The sequence below is a fragment of the Noviherbaspirillum sp. FW303-A3 genome, from assembly GCF_058788695.1.
The window spans coordinates 1-16,032 of sequence record NZ_JBYTAZ010000002.1 but is presented as its reverse complement, the minus strand read 5'-3'; the positions used below and the strand labels follow the sequence as shown (position 1 = coordinate 16,032).

The following is a 16,032-nucleotide window of genomic DNA, read 5'->3' as shown; positions in this document are numbered from 1 at the left end:
GAACGGATGCTCAACGTAGCGCAACTGCGGGCCGACACGCCAGGAGTAAATGAGGCCATTCATTTCAACAATGCGGGGGCCGCCCTGATGCCTCGCGTCGTGCTGAATACAGTCATTGACCACCTCGAGTTGGAAGGCCGCCTCGGCGGGTACGAGGCTGCGGATGCGGCAGGCGACCGCCTGGAAAAAGTCTATGGTTCGGTCGCGCGCATGCTCAACGCGCATCCGGACGAGATCGCCGTGGTCGAGAATGCGACGCGCGCATGGGATATGGTGTTCTATTCCCTTCCACTTGCGAAGGGGGATGTCATTCTAACCTCGACGACGGAATATGCCGGCAACTATATCCCGTATCTTCAGCTGCAACGGAATCGGGGAATTGAGATCAGGATCATTCCAAACGACGAGCAGGGACAGGTATCCGTGCGTGCATTGCGCGAGATGTTGAACGACAAGCGCGTGAAGCTCATTTCACTGCCATTTATCGCATCGAATGGCGGCCCCATCCAACCGATCGGCGCGATCGGACCGATCGCCAGGGCAGCCGGTGTATGGTTCTTGGTCGATGCCTGCCAGGGAGTCGGCCACTTGCCGATCGATGTCAAGAAGATCGGCTGTCACATGCTCTCGGCCACCAGCCGCAAGTATCTGCGCGGGCCGCGTGGCATGGGATTTCTTTATGTCGAAAAGGACTTGTGCCAGCAGCTCGAGCCGGCTTTCCTCCATCTGCATGCAGCGACGTTGCAATCGCCAGACAAGTTCGAGATACGCCACGACGCGCGGCGCTTCGAGAACTGGGAGTGCAACATCGCCGCCAAACTGGGGATGGGAGCGGCCGTCGACTACGCACTGGGACTAGGTGTCAACGCGATTTGGCTGCGCATTCAGGCGCTTGCCGATCGACTGCGCGCAAGGCTTGCGGAAATCGACGGAGTGAGGATTCGCGACGGCGGTCTGGTGAAGTCGGGTATCGTGACATTTACTGTCAAGGATCGCGAACCGAAAGAGTTACAGCGGATGCTTGCCTTGCAGCCGCAGCGCATCAATGTGACCACATCCACTTTTCGCTCCACCATGCTGGACATGCATGCGCGCGGATTGCACGAAGTCGTGCGTGCGTCAGTCCATGCCTACAACACCGAGCAAGAAATTGAGACGATCGCTGAAGCGATCGATCTATTTTTCAAGGGGAAGGCAAGTGCTCAATAACGAATCCTACCGCATCGCCATCAAGCCGATCACCTTCTTCCTTCCATCCGAACAAGTCGATCCGGAGGCCGTACAGATTCTCGCAACCGCCATCGAGCATGCCGATGTATGGACCACACCGGTCCCGGTCGAACGCGAAACCGGTATCGTCATGGATGGCAACCATAGAATACGCGCGGCGCAGATTCTGGGACTACGCTATTTACCATGCGTATTGCTGAGTTACCGGGATCCCAGGGTGACGGTCGTGAACTGGTGGACTGCCGGAGCCGTTCTCCGTCGACCACATCTTTCGTTCAATTCTGTTCAACAAAGAAATACTTCCTTATAAAACAACCAGGCATCACTTTGCACCGGTCCTGCCGGAAACCGACGTGCCCTTGGCAGTACTTCGAGAAAAGGCGTTCGCTCCCGAGAACGATGTAGCGATTTTGTCAAGAAATCGTTGCTGCCGTAGCTGGGCTCGCAATTGACTTTTTGGCAAGAACTTAATAGGAGCGGCTCACGCTACGGCTGGCGTTGACCGTACGCGTGAAGCAGTTGCAATTGCTGGGTTTCAGCATCGATTCGACTTGCGGAGCGGTACCGCCGGTAAGCGCGTCGCTCGCGCGGCACAAGCCGAAGCGGGCATCCATGCCATGACTGTCGATTGAGAGAGTAGCGCCGATCTGCATGGATGCCATCACATTGACCGTGTCCTGGTTGTCTCCAGTGGGATGGACGCACTGCTGGGCAAGATGCGCAGCGCATAGTCCGCCAGCGGAAACTCGAACGTTCCGCGTAGGTTGATACCTTCTAGGTTGGTCGGCGCGATGCGGCGCAGGTCTTCCGGTGACAGTTTCTCGCCGCCGACCGTCTCGATCCGTTCGATGGTGCGCTGCATGTGCTGCGTGTTCCACGCCATCAGGGCATTCGTCAGCAGCGACAGGCTCGACGATACGGCCGCCAGCGACTCCGGCCGCTTGGCCAGCTCGGTCGGGATCTTGCCTGTGTGGACGGCGCGCTGCACCGCATGGACCGCTTCGCCGCGGTTCAGGGCGTGCCGCAATTCGCGCCGGAACGCCGGATTGGTGAAATAGTCGATCAGGAAGATCGAGCGCAGCAGGCGCCCGAGCTGCACGCCGCCGTCGTACACGTCCTGGCCGCGGGCGGCCGAGCCGAAGCGCTGCAAGGCCTGTACCGCGGTGCAGCGGCCGCTCTGGATCGACGCGACCACGCGCACGAATTCGTCGTAGATCGCCTCGATCGCGTGCAGGTTCACGTCGCCGGCGACCACGGGGAGCACTTCGCCCGGCACCAGGTGGCCGACCGGCACATGCAGGTAGCGGTCGCGCATGTGCTGCAGGACCGGGCACAGGTCGAATTTCAAGCCCTTGGCCACGGCGATACCGAAATCGGTGTAGCCATGGGTGTCGACTGCGAGCTGGGCGACGTCATTGGTGCCGCTCTGCCTCACGACGCCCTCGATGGCGGCGCCGACCTGGCGCTCCTTGAGCAGGATCGGCATGTCGTAAAAGATGCCCCAGCGGTCGCGCACATGGGTGTAGATGCCGATCGAGGCGGTGCGCCGGCGCGGATCGGCGCGCGCCTGCCAGATGGTGCGCGTCGTCTCCAGGCTCATCATGTCGGACGATGCCAAGTCGCCGCGTCCCCAATGGGCCGCGATCGGATGGCGGTGCATAAAGCCGAGCACAGCGTCGGCCGCCTCGCGCAGCTTCCGTTCGTCGGCGACCAGCTTCATCATCTGCCGGATCGCCGCCGGCTTCAATTCGGGAATCATGCGCGCAATATCGGCGGCCAACAGCGAGGTGCCGTGCGCGAAGACGGCGGCGTACACAAGCAGCAACTCGCTGCGCGAGCGCGGTTCGCGTCCCAGCAGCATCCAGGAATACCGTACCTCGCTGTCGATGTCGAGGATGATCTTCGGGAGTTGCCCGACCGGCCGGTCCTCGAAGATTGCGCGCCGCAGGGCGTCGAGATGCGGCTTCTTGTCTTCGGCCACGAGCGCTTCGTTGTGCACGCCGTCGTCCTCGATCCGGACCTCGCCGCGCAGATAGGCGTCGCGCAGGCGTTCGAGGCCCTGGTCGAGGTGGCCGACGATCTTGGCCAGGAAGATTTTCGGGTCCTGCGGCAGTTCGAGATGGCCGTAGTAGTGGTTGCGCTTGGCTTTCCATTCGTCCTCGGGAATGAGCAGCGTCGCGCGGCTGCGGAATGAAAAGCTGTGGTCGACGTAGACCGAGCCGTTGCGCAATGCCATGCGCAGCGCGGAGATCGTCGCCCACTCGAAGGCGCGCAACGCCTCGACGCGGTCCTTACCGTGGATGAGCTCGCGCCACACGCGCCCGAGTTTGGTCTCGGTGTCGGCCGGCAGCTCGTTGCCGCCGTTCGGACCGTACAGGCGGCGCAGGATGTTGATCGCGTCGATCACGGGATGCTGCGTCTCCGCCTCGAACGGCAGCTTGACCAGCTTGTGCAGCATGGCGCGCGCTTGGGCGCTCTTGGTCATCAGCTGCAGGCGGATCAGGCTGCGGCGGCTCGGCGCATGCTGCTTGAGCGTCTGGTCGGCCAGATCGGCAATCTTGTCCAGCGTCTCGTCGGCAGGAAGGGTCTTGTCCAGCGCCAGTGCCTTGACCGCCTCGGCGAAGCCACACAGCTGCTTCTTGAGATCGGGGCGGCCGGCGTCGACCTGCCTGCCGGCCTCGTTGGTGACGTCGATCGCCCAGCGCCGGAACATCGCCAGCAGCTGGTCCGTCGCCGAGCACAGTGCATAGCGCATGAAGCAGGCGGCTTCCAGCCGCCGCGATTGCGACTGAATGCGCTTGCTGACCGACGGCGGGCGGTTCGCGCAACGGCGCGCGTAATGGCGCACCAGGGTCTCGTTCACGTCCGCCGGCCAGGCCGCGGCCACCTTCACGCGTAGAGCCGGTCGATCTTGTCGAACAGTTCGGCCATCTGGACCGTCGAATGTTTCAGCGGTACCGCCCACAGCCATTGCTGCAGGCTGCCGTGCTCGCCCTCCGGCGCGGCGAGCTGCCGGCCCCACTCAGCGATCGTGGTATCGCCAACCGATTGCATGAGCGTCCTCTCCAGGAACGCCTCATGGCTGCGGATCGCCTCGGCAATCAAGCGCTTGAGCAGGCGGTCGTGCGCGATCAGGATGCGGTGCTCGTACAGCCAGCACTTGACCTGGGCGAGCAGTGTCGATGTGTCAGGCCGGCCGACCAGCGTTTCCTTCAGCCAGCGCACCAGGTAGCGGCGCTGGTGCTCGGTCATGGCGGCAAAGCCGAGCGCCTGGTACGCGAGTTGCTGGTGGTCGATCAACGTGCGCGGCCGGGTGTCGTACAGCGAACGCAGCGTGCCGATCTCGGGCGGCGCGATGCCCAGTTGTTCGCCAAGATGCGTCCACAGTGCCTTCGGGATCTGCCGGTCTTGCGCACAGATCAGCGTGCAGCCGGTCATCCATGCCGCCGAAATGCAAGGCCGGCCAGGCGGTACAGGTACAGGGACGCCGATCAGGACGCGCTCTTTGGAGGAAAATGTGAAGAACGTGTTGAGTTCGAACTCGTTGAGTTCAGGCGGGATGTGACGCAGGCCGAGGTAAGAGGCGTGCCAGTGGTCCATTGTTATTCTTGGCGAAAAGAACAATGCGCGCCATCATACCTGTCGAAAACGACAAACAGCAAGTGATTGATTTAAAAGGGAATGCTGCGACGCACACCGCTGGAACCCGCATGAATGCTAGAGGTGGCAACCGTCGTATAGTGCACGGAAATCAAAGGAACCCCATGAGTGGATCCCGCCAACTTGCCCTCCAGAGTTTTCCGCCAAACAGCGCCGCGATGGCCAGAACCGAGGTAGCGGCGTCGGCCACGACGTGCAGATACGCGGAGCGCAGATTCAAGTCGTGATGATGGTTGTGGGATTTGTGATCGTGATGTGCATGGTGATGCTCGTGACCATGCACATCCTTGAGTAGCTAGGCGCAGACGAGATTGACCAATAGTCCGACCACGGCAATCGCAATAGCCTGGTCGTAGTGAATCGGCGTCGGCGCGATCAATCGCTCAATCGACTGGTACAACATCAGTCCGGCAACCCCGACCAAGAAGAGCGCGCTCGTGTAGCCGCCCAGCACCTCTATCTTCCAGGTACCAAAGGCAAACCGCGCATCATGGGCGAATCGCCGCGCCGCTCCATAAGCGAGCACGGACAAGCCGAGCGCCAAGGCATGCGAACTCATGTGCCAACCATCGGCCAGCAGCGCCATTGAATTAAACATCCAGCCGCTGGTAATTTCGACACCCATCATGATGACGGTCAGCATAACTGCCCAGCGTGTATTTCTCTCGGCCAGCGGATTGCCCCCGTCAAAAACGTGGGAGTGGCGCCAGTCCTCAACAGAAGAAGAATGCATTGAATGGTGTCCTTTACCGCAAATCAATATACTATACCCCACTATACCTTGCTGCACTAAGAGCGCCATGCCACACACCATCAAAACGAAAAAGCATTTGCTCACCCGCGTACGCCGCATTGGGGGGCAGTCGGAGGCATTGGAGAAGGCGCTGGAACATGAGACTGAGTGCGTCGCCATACTGCAGCAAATCGCCGCGATTCGGGGGGCGGTGAACGGCCTGATGGCAGAGGTACTGGAGGGACATATCCGGGAACACCTCGGTCCGGATGCTGTTTCATCAAGGCAGCGAAATGAGGATTTGGAACAGGTAGTCGCCGTGCTCAAATCCTATCTCAAGTAGTGCTGGCCTAACGTGCAACTTCTTCCGAATTTCCTGCAAGTCGCTGCCGAGTGAAGAGGCGACCATAATTCAGCTATCTGGTGGTCTTGCGTTTTCGTTGAATCACTGCATACGGGCGGGTCAAGGCGATATTGGAGGCATGTGCAAAGCCGGTTCAGCTAGTGTCGCAGCTTTCCGATCACAGTCTGCACCAGGGAATGGCCACGAGTGCGCACCGCTCCGGTGCCCAATTCCACGACATCAAGTGGAAAGGCGGCTGGCACCACGACGGCACCGTGTAGCGCTATGAAGGAAGCCATCCAGTTCCAGGATAATGCGGCCGGCAGTTTGCTGCGAAAGGTGGAGTGGCGAAGTTCCCTCGACGCTGGGGCCACCACGTCCCTGACCATCGGCCATCTTGGCATAACCCAAGACCCGGCCGCCCCTCAGTCATGGCCGTGCGGTGAATCTCAATTGCCGTCAACGCGGGTATGTTCGAGGCCATCAGCATAGGAGTGCTTTCGTCCAAGCAAGTCTGCTTTTGGATCAGAAAGAATGCTTGCGCCGAGAATATCTGTTCTTTCGTATATAGTTCCACCAAAATCGCAGTGCGCTGTATTGGCAAATACAAAATTCATGAAACATCATAATGCGTGTTCTACTCGTTGAAGATAACCCCGATATCGTCGCAAACCTGTACGGTTTTCTTGAACCGCTCGGCTATACGCTGGATTGCGCCCGCAACGGCATCGTTGGACTTGAATATGCGGCCAAGGGCCATTACGACGCGATCGTCCTGGATCTGATGCTTCCCGGACTGGACGGCCTGGAACTGTGCCGGAAGCTGCGTAAGGAGTGGAGCCGGCCGACGCCGGTACTCATGCTGACCGCCAGGGACACCATACAGGATAAATTGACCGGTTTCGATTGCGGGGCGGATGATTACCTCGTGAAACCATTTTCGCTGATCGAACTCGATGCCCGGCTGAAGGCGCTGGTTCGCCGCGCCAGAAATGAGCACATCGACGCCATTCTGGAATTCGGCGACTTACGTTTCGACCTCGGTCGCGTCGAGGCGACACGTTCCGGCCACCGTCTCGAACTCACTCCAACCGGCTATAAACTGTTGGCTGCGCTGTTACGGGCAGCACCACACGTGCTGACGCGAGAAGCCTTGGAGCAAGCAATCTGGGGCGATGACCCGCCGGAGAGCGACGCGCTACGCTCGCATATGCACGCTCTGCGCCAGGCGCTGGATAAGCCTTTTCCAGTGCCGATGCTGAGAACGGTGCAGGGAGTGGGTTACCGATTGGTTGACGGCAATGAAGCATAAGTTGTCGTTGCGTAGCCGCATTGCCTGGTCGTATGTATTGCTTGCGCTCACACTCGGCATTTTTTTCTCCGGCGTCGCTTATATTTCCGTTGAAGTCGCAGAACAATATCTCGTCGATAAACGCCTTCAATCGCTCTCCACGCAATTGATCAGTCGACATCTGCGAGGCGAGCCCCTTGATACCCCTCCCCGGGATTAGGTTTTATGTCGATGATGCAATCCCCCCGCGTTTGCGGCAATTAGAAGCAGGGTTTCATGATTTCTTCTTCGATGTAGAGGAACTGCATGCGTTTGTTCTGGTAGATGCGGGGCGGCGCTTTGTCGTAGTGGATGACCAGAGTGAGTTTGAGCATGTGGAGGAACTCATTCATATTGCGTTGGGTACAGGCTTTGTCGCCAGTCTGGCGCTCGCCATTTTTCTTGGCCTTGCAACCGCCAGACGCGTGATTGCGCCAGTTACCGCGTTAGCGCAGGCGATCAACCACAACGTCCCCCCAGGTACACTTCCATCACTTGAATCGGAAGACGAAATGGGTGTCCTCGCCCGTGCTTTTGCGACTCGCACCGATGAGTTACAACGCTTCTTGAACCGTGAGCGGCTTTTCACCGGCGATGTCAGCCACGAACTACGCACACCGCTGACGATTATTCTCGGCGCAGCCGAACTGTTAAAACTCCAGCTTGATGGCCGGCCGCAGCAGCTGGCGGTTGCAGAACGCATCCGGCGTGCCGCGGCCGACACGGCCGAGCGTGTGAGCGCGCTGCTGCTGTTGTCCCGTGCTCCAGAGACGCTCGATGCACCCAGAATAGAACTCAGATCCGTGGTTGAGCGGGAATTAACGCGCTACAAGCCTCTTCTGGTCGGCAAGCCTGTCAAGTGTCGCTTTGACGCACCGCATGAAGTGTGGGTCTATGCCCGGTCGGAGCTCGCCAGTATCGCCGTTGGGAACCTGCTTCGTAACGCTTGCCAATATACGGACGCCGGTGCCGTGCATATCCGGTTGACAGGCGGTCGTCTTGTCATCGAAGACAGTGGGGCCGGCATCCCCGATTCGGTACGCAACCGATTATTCGAGCGTTTCGTTCGCGGGGATCATGATCAACACACCGGCACGGGCTTGGGATTGGCTATCGTGAAACGCGTTGTCGACCACTTGAGGTGGGAAATCAATTTGGAAACGCGCACGGAAGGTGGAAGCCGTTTTGTCCTGTCCTTTCCGCTAACTTAGCTTTTTCCTGGCCATCTTTACACGATCTTCACACCGGACCGGCTATCGTTGAACGCTGGGCAGTCTGATTTGCATTAGGTCGTGATGGCATTTCTACGTTATTCCTTGGTCGGTTGCATTGCGACCGGCGTGCATTATTTCGTCCTGTTCCTCTTGGTGGAAGGCGGGCATTTACGTCCAGCCTATTCCGCAACGATCGGCTCCGGCTGCGGCGCCTTGGTCGCTTATTGGGGAAACAGGCGATTCACCTTCTCCAGTGCATCCCCGCACTGGTCCGCGCTCAGCCGATTTCTGGTGGTGGCGGCGATGGGCGCAAGTTTGAGTGCCGCTCTGGTCTGGGCCAGCACGGCCCTTTTTGCATGGCATTACATGATAGGCCAGATTGCGGCGACTTTGCTTGCCTTGTTTTTCACCTATGGCTTCAACCGTGTCTGGACATTTCGATGAACACCTCCCCCCCGCTCTACAGCGTTGATGCTGGCGAACCGCCTCCGCTCACGTTAACTGTTGTTGTGCCGGTATTCAATGAAGAAGAAGTATTGCCAGTATTCCATCGTCGCCTGGTGAACGCACTCACGGGTGTGCAAGGTGGTTGGGAAGTCGTCTACATTGATGATGGCAGCACCGATAACTCTCATCAGATTCTCAAGCAATTGCGTCTGCTGACTCCGCATGTCGGCATTGCACGCTTTAGCCGCAATTTCGGTAAGGAAGAAGCGATGAGCGCAGGGCTTCGACTCGCGCGGGGAGATGCCGTCATCATCATTGATGCCGATCTGCAAGATCCTCCGGAGCTGATCCCGGCCATGCTCGCCGCCTGGTCGAACGGCGCCGATATGGTGAACATGCGCAGACGTCACCGCCGCGGCGAATCATGGCTCAAAAAAGCCACGGCGCATGCGTTTTACCGCATCATCAATCGCTTGAGCGAAGTGCCGATTCCCGAAGATGTCGGCGACTTCCGCTTGTTGAGCCGGCGGGCGGTTGATGCGTTGAACTTGCTTTCGGAGCGCAATCGCTTCATGAAGGGGATGTTCGCCTGGATCGGTTACCCCCAAATCACCCTCGACTATGACCGGGACGGCCGCGCTGCGGGACAAACAAAATGGCGTTATTGGCGGTTATGGAACTTTGCCATTGAGGGCATCACGGGCTTTTCAATCGCACCCTTGAAAGCGGCGACTTACCTTGGATTCGCTTGCGCTGCTGCGGCATTTATTTACGGCTTGTACTTTTTATTCAAGACGCTCTTTTTGGGCGATGCTGTCAGGGGTTTTCCCACGTTAATTGTCACCGTCCTGTTTTTAGGCGGCTTGCAGTTAATGGCCATGGGCGTGATCGGCGAGTACCTGGGCCGGTTGTTTGTTGAAAGCAAGCGCCGCCCGCTCTATTTGCTTGAAGAATATCAACCTTCATCCATCGCGGATGCGCCACAACACGCCGAAGTTGTTGGGGCCTTCAAATGACGCAGACACTGTCAGTGTTGAAAAATCGATGGGTCGTGTCATGCCTCGTGGCGCTCGTATTGCTTCGATTGTTATCCCTTGGCATGTATCCATTGATGGATACAACAGAAGCCCGCTACGCCGAGATTGCCCGCAAGATGGTCGAACTTGGTAATTGGATAACGCCGTGGTTTGACTATGGCGTGCCGTTTTGGGGCAAACCGCCCTTGTCGTTCTGGCTGACTGCGGCGAGCTTTAAACTGTTTGGCGTCAATGAATTTGCCGCGCGTCTGCCCCATTGGGTGATGGGGATAGTCACGGTCTGGCTGGTATGGAAAACCGCTGCGCAACGGTCTCAACGTGAGGCACTTTACTCGGTGGTTCTGCTGACTGGGTCGGGTCTGTTTTTTTTATCGGCCGGCATGGTCATGACCGATATGGCATTAACGTTGAGTGCGGTCATTGCCATGCGTGGATGTTGGCTGGGCTTGCAGGGGACGCCCGAGCAGAAAACACGTCAACGCTGGCTGCTATTTGTCGGGCTCGGATTGGGACTGTTGGCCAAAGGCCCCGTCGCTCTCATTTTGATCGGGGCGCCGATCGCGTTATGGTCACTCGCCTCCAAAAGCTTCCTGACGGTCTGGCGCGCGTTGCCCTGGGTACGCGGGGCTGCTCTGTCTGCCGCCATTGTCTTTCCGTGGTACATCGCCGCTGAACTGCGTACGCCTGGCTTTCTCGACTATTTTTTAATCGGCGAGCACTGGCATCGGTTTGTGACTCCAGGCTGGACGGGGGATTTGTACGGCAGTGCGCATGAATATCCTCGCGGAACGATCTGGTTGTTCGCCTTGGCGGATTGGCTGCCATGGAGTCTTCTATTGCCAGCGGCGGCGATCGTTTGGCACCGGGATATCAGACTTGTCGGACACGGACGCAGCGACGAAGGATCGTGGCCGATTTACTTGTTGTGCTGGGGATTGATGCCCTGCGTGTTCTTCACGCTGGCGGGAAATATATTGTGGGCCTATGTCTTGCCGGGCATGCCAGCTCTGGCGCTATGGATTGCGACCTGCCTCTCTCGTTTACCGCAACAAAGGGTCGAAAAGCTGTTGACCCTGGGGTTGGTTATTACCGGTTTCGGCTACGCAGGATTCCTCATCAATTTGCGCGTGGCAGATCGGGATCAGTACAAGTCGGCCAAGTCACTGGTCGCCGCATACAAGGCCAGACGTCATGGCGACGAACCATTGGTTATTATCGGCGGCGGACGTCTGTATTCCGCCGCCTTTTATAGTCAGGGAAGAGCTGAGCGCCTTGCCCGCCCCGATCTGCTGTTGCGGCGTTTGGAAGAGGGGCCGGCGATGGTCGCCATGGAAAGCGAACAAATGAAGAACCTGCCGGAGGCAGCCGGGCGTATGTTGATGCCTGTCGGTCAATACGGGAAGTTTGCACTGCTCGCATTGAAGGAGAAGCCGGATTTAGGACCGCTCGCGGCACGAACCGGCAGGAATGATTCATCCCAAGAAACTGCAAGCCAGGCGCTTTTGCCTCAACCTGACAGCCGGAGGAGTTCTGGCGCGTCGGCTATGCAAAATGAATGACGCGGCGCCATGAAAGACCGGTCGGTTTTCGCGTTTTGCCTGCCATCATCTATGATTGCGCAATCGAAAGCCCGGTTCCGAGCAGTCAGTGAGTGGATGATCAGGGAACTGTCATACTACGCAGACGAAACGAAAGGCTGTGTCGATATGCGTGCTTGTGTCTGTCGGTGCCGGATATGACGATCGCTCGGTCCGGCAAACTATTCAAAAACCAGTAAAAGAAGTTTTAGCTATGTCGTTATTCGAGAAAATCAGCCTTTGGGCCCGTCGCATCAAGCGCGATGCGATCACGCTCTGGTTCGCGTACAGACATCCGGCGACGCCGTTGCTTGCCAAGGCGCTGTGTGTTTTTGTCGTTGCATATGCATTGAGCCCAATTGATTTGATTCCCGACTTCATTCCAATTTTGGGGTATGTGGATGACGCAATATTGTTACCCGGTCTTATCTGGATCGCGGTCAAGTTGGTACCTCCTGGTGTGCTGCAGGAATGCCGGGAACAAGGGGATGCATGGATGGCGCGCGAGGGGCGCAAGCCTCGCAATTATTGGGGCGCGGCCCTAGTCGTGGGGATTTGGGTTGCGCTCACTTGGGCTGTTTGGACATTTGCCGTCGCACCGCATATCTGATGGGGCTCGATGCGATCAGGAGTCATCATGCCTGATTATCTGATCGATCTCGTCAGCCGGTTGGGCCAGTGGAGCTACCTCGTGATCTTCTTGGGGGCGACCCTGGAGTCTGCCGCCTTTCTAGGGGTATTCGTGCCGGGGGAAAGCTTGGTGCTGGTGGCCGGCTTTCTCTCGGCACAAGGGATGCTGGACCTCGACGGCGTCGTGTTCATGGCCGTGATCGGCGCGATCCTGGGCGACAACATCGGTTACGAATTAGGCCGGCAGCTCGGCCGGCCATGGATTCTGCATCATGGCAACCGCATCGGCATAAGCGCTGCGCGGCTGCAACGGGCGCAGGAAGTCTTTTCGCGCCATGGCGGCAAAGCAGTCTTCTTTGGCCGGTTCATCGGTTTTGCGCGTGCGCTAGTGCCTTTTGTTGCAGGTTTCACCCGCATGCCCTATCGTCATTTTCTTTGCTATAACGCTCTCGGTGCCACGCTCTGGTCGGTCGGCTTTATCTTGCTGGGATATGTTCTGGGCAGGGGTTGGCGCTTCGCCGAGCATTGGATGGGGCGCGCGAGCGTGATCTTCGGCGGCGCGTTGCTGCTCGTCATCGTTTTTGGCTGGGTGTGGCGCTGGCTGGTACGCCATGAGGCAGGCATCAAGCGGAGCTGGGCGCGCATAGATCAGGGGCCACGCGTCAAGGCGCTGCGACGCCGTTTTTACCCGCAAATTGTCTGGTTGCAGGAACGACTGACGCCGGGCAGCTATTTGGGACTCCAATTGACGGTAGGCTTGGTGGTGCTCATTACCGCCACTTGGATGTTCGGCGGGATCGCCGAAGATGTCGTCACAAATGATTCCCTGACCCAGGTCGATCAGGCAGTCGCCATGTGGTTCCATGCGCATTCAAATGCGCCATTGACTGCATTTATGTCGTCTGTCAGCCGAGTCCATGATGTTACAGGGATCGGCCTTCTCGCCTTGCTGCTCGCGGCGTATCTAGGATGGAAACGCCTCTGGCATCGGCTGCTTGCGCTCGCTCTGACGGTGCCTGGCGGGATGCTGCTCAACGTGCTGCTGAAGTTCGCGTTTCACCGCGCGCGTCCTGCCTTGGGAAATGTCGACCTGAACCCGACCACGTACAGTTTTCCTAGTGGTCATACCATGGCCGCGACCGTGCTCTATGGATTTGCCGCCGCACTGATTGTCAGCATGGCAACGACATGGCAGTGGAAGGTGTTGGCAGTGCTCGTGGCCATAACGATGATCATGCTGGTTGGCTTTAGCCGGGTGTATTTGGGCGTCCATTATTTGAGTGATGTGCTCGCAGCAATCGCGGAAGGGGTGGCCTGGCTTGCCTTGTGCCTTACTGCCGTCAGGACCATGCAGCGGCGTTCATAGACACACTTAATTATTTATGGCGCATGAATAGGTACGTCTCCCTCCTTGACAGAGCTTGCCGGTATCGCCGTTGGTAACCTGCTTCGTAACGCTTGCCAATATACGGACGCCGGTGCCGTGCATATCCGGTTGACAGGCGGTCGTCTTGTCATCGAAGACAGTGGGGCCGGCATCCCCGATTCGGTACGCAACCGATTATTCGAGCGTTTCGTTCGCGGGGATCATGATCAACACACCGGCACGGGCTTGGGATTGCCTATCGTGAAACGCGTTGTCGACCACTTGAGGTGGGAAATCAATTTGGAAACGCGCACGGAAGGTGGAAGCCGTTTTGTCCTGTCCTTTCCGCTAACTTAGCTTTTACCTGGCCATCTTTACACAATCTTCACATCGGGCCGGCTATCGTCGAAGCGCGATGCGATCACGCTATGGTTCGCGGACAAACGAGCTGAATGTGAGGACGTAGACAATGAGGGAAGCTGTGAAGGAAAATCAGGGCGCTTATCGCGTATCCCCCCTGCTGGAACGCCGCGGCGAGGAAGCCGATGTTCCGTATGCGCCGGCACCGTGGATATTGAAGAAATGCATGGAAACCGGTCTTGTGTTTCTGGCTAATCCTCCGGCGTATGAAGAGCTGGAAGTCGACTTTGCATATGAGGTAACGTACGAGAGGGAGTCGAATGCACGCAGACAGGCAGAACCGCTGAGATATGCGTTCAGCACTGCACTCAAGCGCTTGCGCGGCCGGGTCTTGAAGCGAAACAAAACCTTAAGATTGGTTCGCAGTTTGATTCAAACGATACCTGGCGAACGCATCAACATTCTCGACGTCGGGTGCGGATGGGGATCGCTGTTGAAGGAGCTCTTCAAGACATTGTCGCCAGCGCTGCAGCAGCGTTGCATCCCCCACGGCGTTGAAATTTCCCAGGAACTGTCGCGCATATCAAACGAAAAGCTGCAGCGCCTGAACGGAAGTTGCGTCCATGCTTCGGCGAAGGAAGGGATCTTGCACTTTGGCGAGCGCTATTTCGATGTCATTATCATGGCCTCATACCTTGAGCACGAGACAAACCCGCTTCCGGTTTTACGGAACTGTGGCGCTCGACTCAAACCCGGTGGCTCGATCATCGTTAAGGTCCCGAATTACGGGTGTTTGAACCGCATGTTACGCGGACGTCGGTGGTGCGGCTTTCGCTGGCCTGACCATGTCAATTACTTTACGCCGTCAACGCTGAGGTTGATGGCGGATAAGGCCGGGCTTCGACTGGCGAGAATGACTGTCCTGGATCGAAATCCCTTTAGTGACAATATGTACGCGGTCTTGAGGCTGCAGTCGTCGCACTAACCCCGGAGATTTCAGCGCGCCGCACAAAGGCTGCTGAATGGCAAGGTCGAAGTGCCATGGGGACGGAATGAGACATCGATGGCGCGCTTAGGCGAGTTGGCGTTTACGCCCTGTGCTCCAGTCGACGGACCACTTGCAGAAATGCGCCAACCCGTTCTCCGGCGCAGTCGCAGGCCATCAAGTTCTCGCCTTATTCAATTGACCATCAAGCGCCAGGCAAGCAGGTGCAATGAGCAGCGCATACGAAACCGCATATCCTCGACTCAAGGAAGAGTTCACCGAGCAGGAACTCATTGCCATCTATACCCCGACGCCGGCGGAGTTAAAATTCGTTGCAGCGCGCTACCGCCAAGTTACTCTCCAGACCTTCTTGCTGGTCCAGCTGAAACTGCTGCAGCGCCTGGGTTATTTCGTCGCGCTTACCGGCGTACCGACGGAGATCGTCAAGCACGTTTGCAGCCGCGCCGAGGTTAGAGTACCGACCAAGGCGGCGTTGGCCCGTTATGACAAATCCGGCACCAAACACCGGCACCGCGCATACTTGCGTGAATTTGTCGGCATCCGAGAGCTGACAGCAACCGACGAAACCTGGCTGCAAGGCCAGGCGCTGCAGGCAGCGCAGACCAAGCAGGAACTGGCCGACATCATCAATGTGCTCATTGAGGAACTGGTGCAGCGCCGCTTTGAGCTGCCGAGTTACACCGACTTGTATCGGATGTCGATCAACGCGCGGGCAACCGTCAACGAACGCATTTACAAGTCGGTTGCGGGGCAATTGCCGAACGCCGTTATTGCCCGCCTGGATGGCCTGTTCAGGACCGTGGCCGGCCGCAGTCAGTGGGACGGCTTGAAGCGGGAGCCGAAACAGCCCAATGTGCGCGAAGTGACCGATTTCCTGTCCCACATCGACAACATGATGATCTTGTCGAAGGATTTGCCGGATACGAGCCAGATTGCCGCCGCCAAGCGCGAGCAACTGGTCTTGGAGGCTCGGGCGCTCGATCTGGCCGAGATGCGGGCGATGAAGCCGCTCAAGCGCTACACGCTTGCCGTGCTGCTGGTCCAGACCCAGTTGCAAAAGGCGATGGACGATATTGCCGACATCTTCATCAAGACCCTG

15 protein-coding genes and 2 pseudogenes are annotated in these 16,032 nt (G+C 58.0%); 13 read left to right on the top strand and 4 right to left on the bottom strand.

Translation table 11 applies throughout. The features are described 5' to 3' along the window. The first annotated feature begins 6 nt into the window (after nucleotides 1–6). Both AC3WOY_RS26135 and AC3WOY_RS26130 read left to right on the top strand, forming a co-directional pair. Nucleotides 7–1,209: an aminotransferase class V-fold PLP-dependent enzyme gene (locus AC3WOY_RS26135; protein ID WP_492420117.1), complete on the top strand. Its 1,203-nt coding sequence runs from the start codon at nucleotides 7–9 to the stop codon at nucleotides 1,207–1,209. Continuing rightward, nucleotides 1,199–1,540 (top strand): ParB N-terminal domain-containing protein, encoded by a 342-nt coding sequence (locus AC3WOY_RS26130; protein WP_492429410.1) that lies wholly within the window; start codon nucleotides 1,199–1,201, stop codon nucleotides 1,538–1,540. Before AC3WOY_RS26135 ends, AC3WOY_RS26130 begins: the two co-directional genes overlap by 11 nt. A 157-nt stretch (nucleotides 1,541–1,697) precedes the next feature. Here AC3WOY_RS26130 and AC3WOY_RS26125 read toward each other — a convergent pair whose 3' ends face one another. The 3 genes and pseudogenes from AC3WOY_RS26125 to AC3WOY_RS26115 all read right to left on the bottom strand — a co-directional run. Then, nucleotides 1,698–1,895 carry a hypothetical protein gene (locus AC3WOY_RS26125; protein WP_492420113.1) on the bottom strand — a complete coding sequence of 66 codons (198 nt, stop codon included), beginning with the start codon at nucleotides 1,893–1,895 and terminating at the stop codon, nucleotides 1,698–1,700. Next, a pseudogene (locus tag AC3WOY_RS26120) lies at nucleotides 1,892–4,830 on the bottom strand (Tn3 family transposase). Before AC3WOY_RS26120 ends, AC3WOY_RS26125 begins: the two are co-directional and overlap by 4 nt. Before the next feature lie 154 nt (nucleotides 4,831–4,984). Next, nucleotides 4,985–5,623 (bottom strand): annotated as a pseudogene (locus AC3WOY_RS26115) (cation diffusion facilitator family transporter); the annotation flags it as partial. A gap of 67 nt (nucleotides 5,624–5,690) precedes the next feature. On the opposite strand from AC3WOY_RS26115, the gene AC3WOY_RS26110 reads away from it, so the two are divergent. Next, nucleotides 5,691–5,966 carry a metal/formaldehyde-sensitive transcriptional repressor gene (locus tag AC3WOY_RS26110; protein ID WP_492420109.1) on the top strand — a complete coding sequence of 92 codons (276 nt, stop codon included), beginning with the start codon at nucleotides 5,691–5,693 and terminating at the stop codon, nucleotides 5,964–5,966. Nucleotides 5,967–6,415: 449 nt separating this feature from the next. Here the strand turns inward: AC3WOY_RS26110 and AC3WOY_RS26105 are convergent, their stop codons facing one another. After that, entirely contained in the window at nucleotides 6,416–6,583 is a 168-nt protein-coding gene (locus AC3WOY_RS26105; protein ID WP_492420107.1) for a hypothetical protein, read from the bottom strand. An 11-nt stretch (nucleotides 6,584–6,594) separates the two neighbouring features. Between AC3WOY_RS26105 and AC3WOY_RS26100 the strand changes: the two genes are divergently transcribed. The 10 genes from AC3WOY_RS26100 to AC3WOY_RS26055 form a co-directional block, all read left to right on the top strand. Further along, on the top strand, nucleotides 6,595–7,278 hold the full coding sequence (locus AC3WOY_RS26100) for a response regulator transcription factor (RefSeq protein ID WP_492420105.1): 684 nt from the start codon (nucleotides 6,595–6,597) through the stop codon (nucleotides 7,276–7,278). Between the two features lie 353 nt (nucleotides 7,279–7,631). Continuing rightward, nucleotides 7,632–8,507 carry a sensor histidine kinase gene (locus AC3WOY_RS26095; protein WP_492429409.1) on the top strand — a complete coding sequence of 292 codons (876 nt, stop codon included), beginning with the start codon at nucleotides 7,632–7,634 and terminating at the stop codon, nucleotides 8,505–8,507. 84 nt (nucleotides 8,508–8,591) lie between these two features. Further along, complete coding sequence (locus AC3WOY_RS26090; RefSeq protein WP_492420102.1) at nucleotides 8,592–8,954, top strand: GtrA family protein; 363 nt, start codon at nucleotides 8,592–8,594, stop codon at nucleotides 8,952–8,954. Further along, on the top strand, nucleotides 8,951–9,973 hold the full coding sequence (locus AC3WOY_RS26085) for a glycosyltransferase family 2 protein (protein ID WP_492429099.1): 1,023 nt from the start codon (nucleotides 8,951–8,953) through the stop codon (nucleotides 9,971–9,973). The genes AC3WOY_RS26090 and AC3WOY_RS26085 overlap by 4 nt, the downstream gene beginning before the upstream one ends. Next, nucleotides 9,970–11,553 carry an ArnT family glycosyltransferase gene (locus AC3WOY_RS26080; RefSeq protein ID WP_492420100.1) on the top strand — a complete coding sequence of 528 codons (1,584 nt, stop codon included), beginning with the start codon at nucleotides 9,970–9,972 and terminating at the stop codon, nucleotides 11,551–11,553. The genes AC3WOY_RS26085 and AC3WOY_RS26080 overlap by 4 nt, the downstream gene beginning before the upstream one ends. A gap of 232 nt (nucleotides 11,554–11,785) precedes the next feature. Continuing rightward, nucleotides 11,786–12,181 (top strand): YkvA family protein, encoded by a 396-nt coding sequence (locus tag AC3WOY_RS26075; protein WP_492429109.1) that lies wholly within the window; start codon nucleotides 11,786–11,788, stop codon nucleotides 12,179–12,181. A 27-nt stretch (nucleotides 12,182–12,208) separates the two neighbouring features. After that, nucleotides 12,209–13,567, top strand: coding sequence for a bifunctional DedA family/phosphatase PAP2 family protein (locus AC3WOY_RS26070; protein WP_492420098.1), 1,359 nt, complete (start codon nucleotides 12,209–12,211; stop codon nucleotides 13,565–13,567). A gap of 45 nt (nucleotides 13,568–13,612) precedes the next feature. Then, the gene (locus AC3WOY_RS26065) at nucleotides 13,613–13,924 is read left to right on the top strand and encodes a sensor histidine kinase (RefSeq protein WP_492429097.1); all 312 of its coding nucleotides are present in this window, start codon (nucleotides 13,613–13,615) and stop codon (nucleotides 13,922–13,924) included. Nucleotides 13,925–14,036: 112 nt separating this feature from the next. After that, nucleotides 14,037–14,912 carry a class I SAM-dependent methyltransferase gene (locus AC3WOY_RS26060; RefSeq protein ID WP_492429095.1) on the top strand — a complete coding sequence of 292 codons (876 nt, stop codon included), beginning with the start codon at nucleotides 14,037–14,039 and terminating at the stop codon, nucleotides 14,910–14,912. A gap of 229 nt (nucleotides 14,913–15,141) precedes the next feature. Beyond that, a partial coding sequence (locus AC3WOY_RS26055; RefSeq protein ID WP_492429408.1) for a DUF4158 domain-containing protein occupies nucleotides 15,142–16,032 on the top strand: 891 nt, incomplete at its 3' end.

What these genes read in the sequence shown, in the direction of transcription:
- AC3WOY_RS26135 (WP_492420117.1), top strand. Translation starts at nt 7, where the DNA reads ATGCTCAACGTAGCGCAACTGCGGGCCGACACGCCAGGAGTAAATGAG.
- AC3WOY_RS26110 (WP_492420109.1), top strand. Translation starts at nt 5,691, where the DNA reads ATGCCACACACCATCAAAACGAAAAAGCATTTGCTCACCCGCGTACGC.
- AC3WOY_RS26105 (WP_492420107.1), bottom strand. Translation starts at nt 6,583, where the DNA reads ATGAATTTTGTATTTGCCAATACAGCGCACTGCGATTTTGGTGGAACT.
- AC3WOY_RS26100 (WP_492420105.1), top strand. Translation starts at nt 6,595, where the DNA reads ATGCGTGTTCTACTCGTTGAAGATAACCCCGATATCGTCGCAAACCTG.
- AC3WOY_RS26090 (WP_492420102.1), top strand. Translation starts at nt 8,592, where the DNA reads ATGGCATTTCTACGTTATTCCTTGGTCGGTTGCATTGCGACCGGCGTG.
- AC3WOY_RS26085 (WP_492429099.1), top strand. Translation starts at nt 8,951, where the DNA reads ATGAACACCTCCCCCCCGCTCTACAGCGTTGATGCTGGCGAACCGCCT.
- AC3WOY_RS26080 (WP_492420100.1), top strand. Translation starts at nt 9,970, where the DNA reads ATGACGCAGACACTGTCAGTGTTGAAAAATCGATGGGTCGTGTCATGC.
- AC3WOY_RS26075 (WP_492429109.1), top strand. Translation starts at nt 11,786, where the DNA reads ATGTCGTTATTCGAGAAAATCAGCCTTTGGGCCCGTCGCATCAAGCGC.
- AC3WOY_RS26070 (WP_492420098.1), top strand. Translation starts at nt 12,209, where the DNA reads ATGCCTGATTATCTGATCGATCTCGTCAGCCGGTTGGGCCAGTGGAGC.
- AC3WOY_RS26060 (WP_492429095.1), top strand. Translation starts at nt 14,037, where the DNA reads ATGAGGGAAGCTGTGAAGGAAAATCAGGGCGCTTATCGCGTATCCCCC.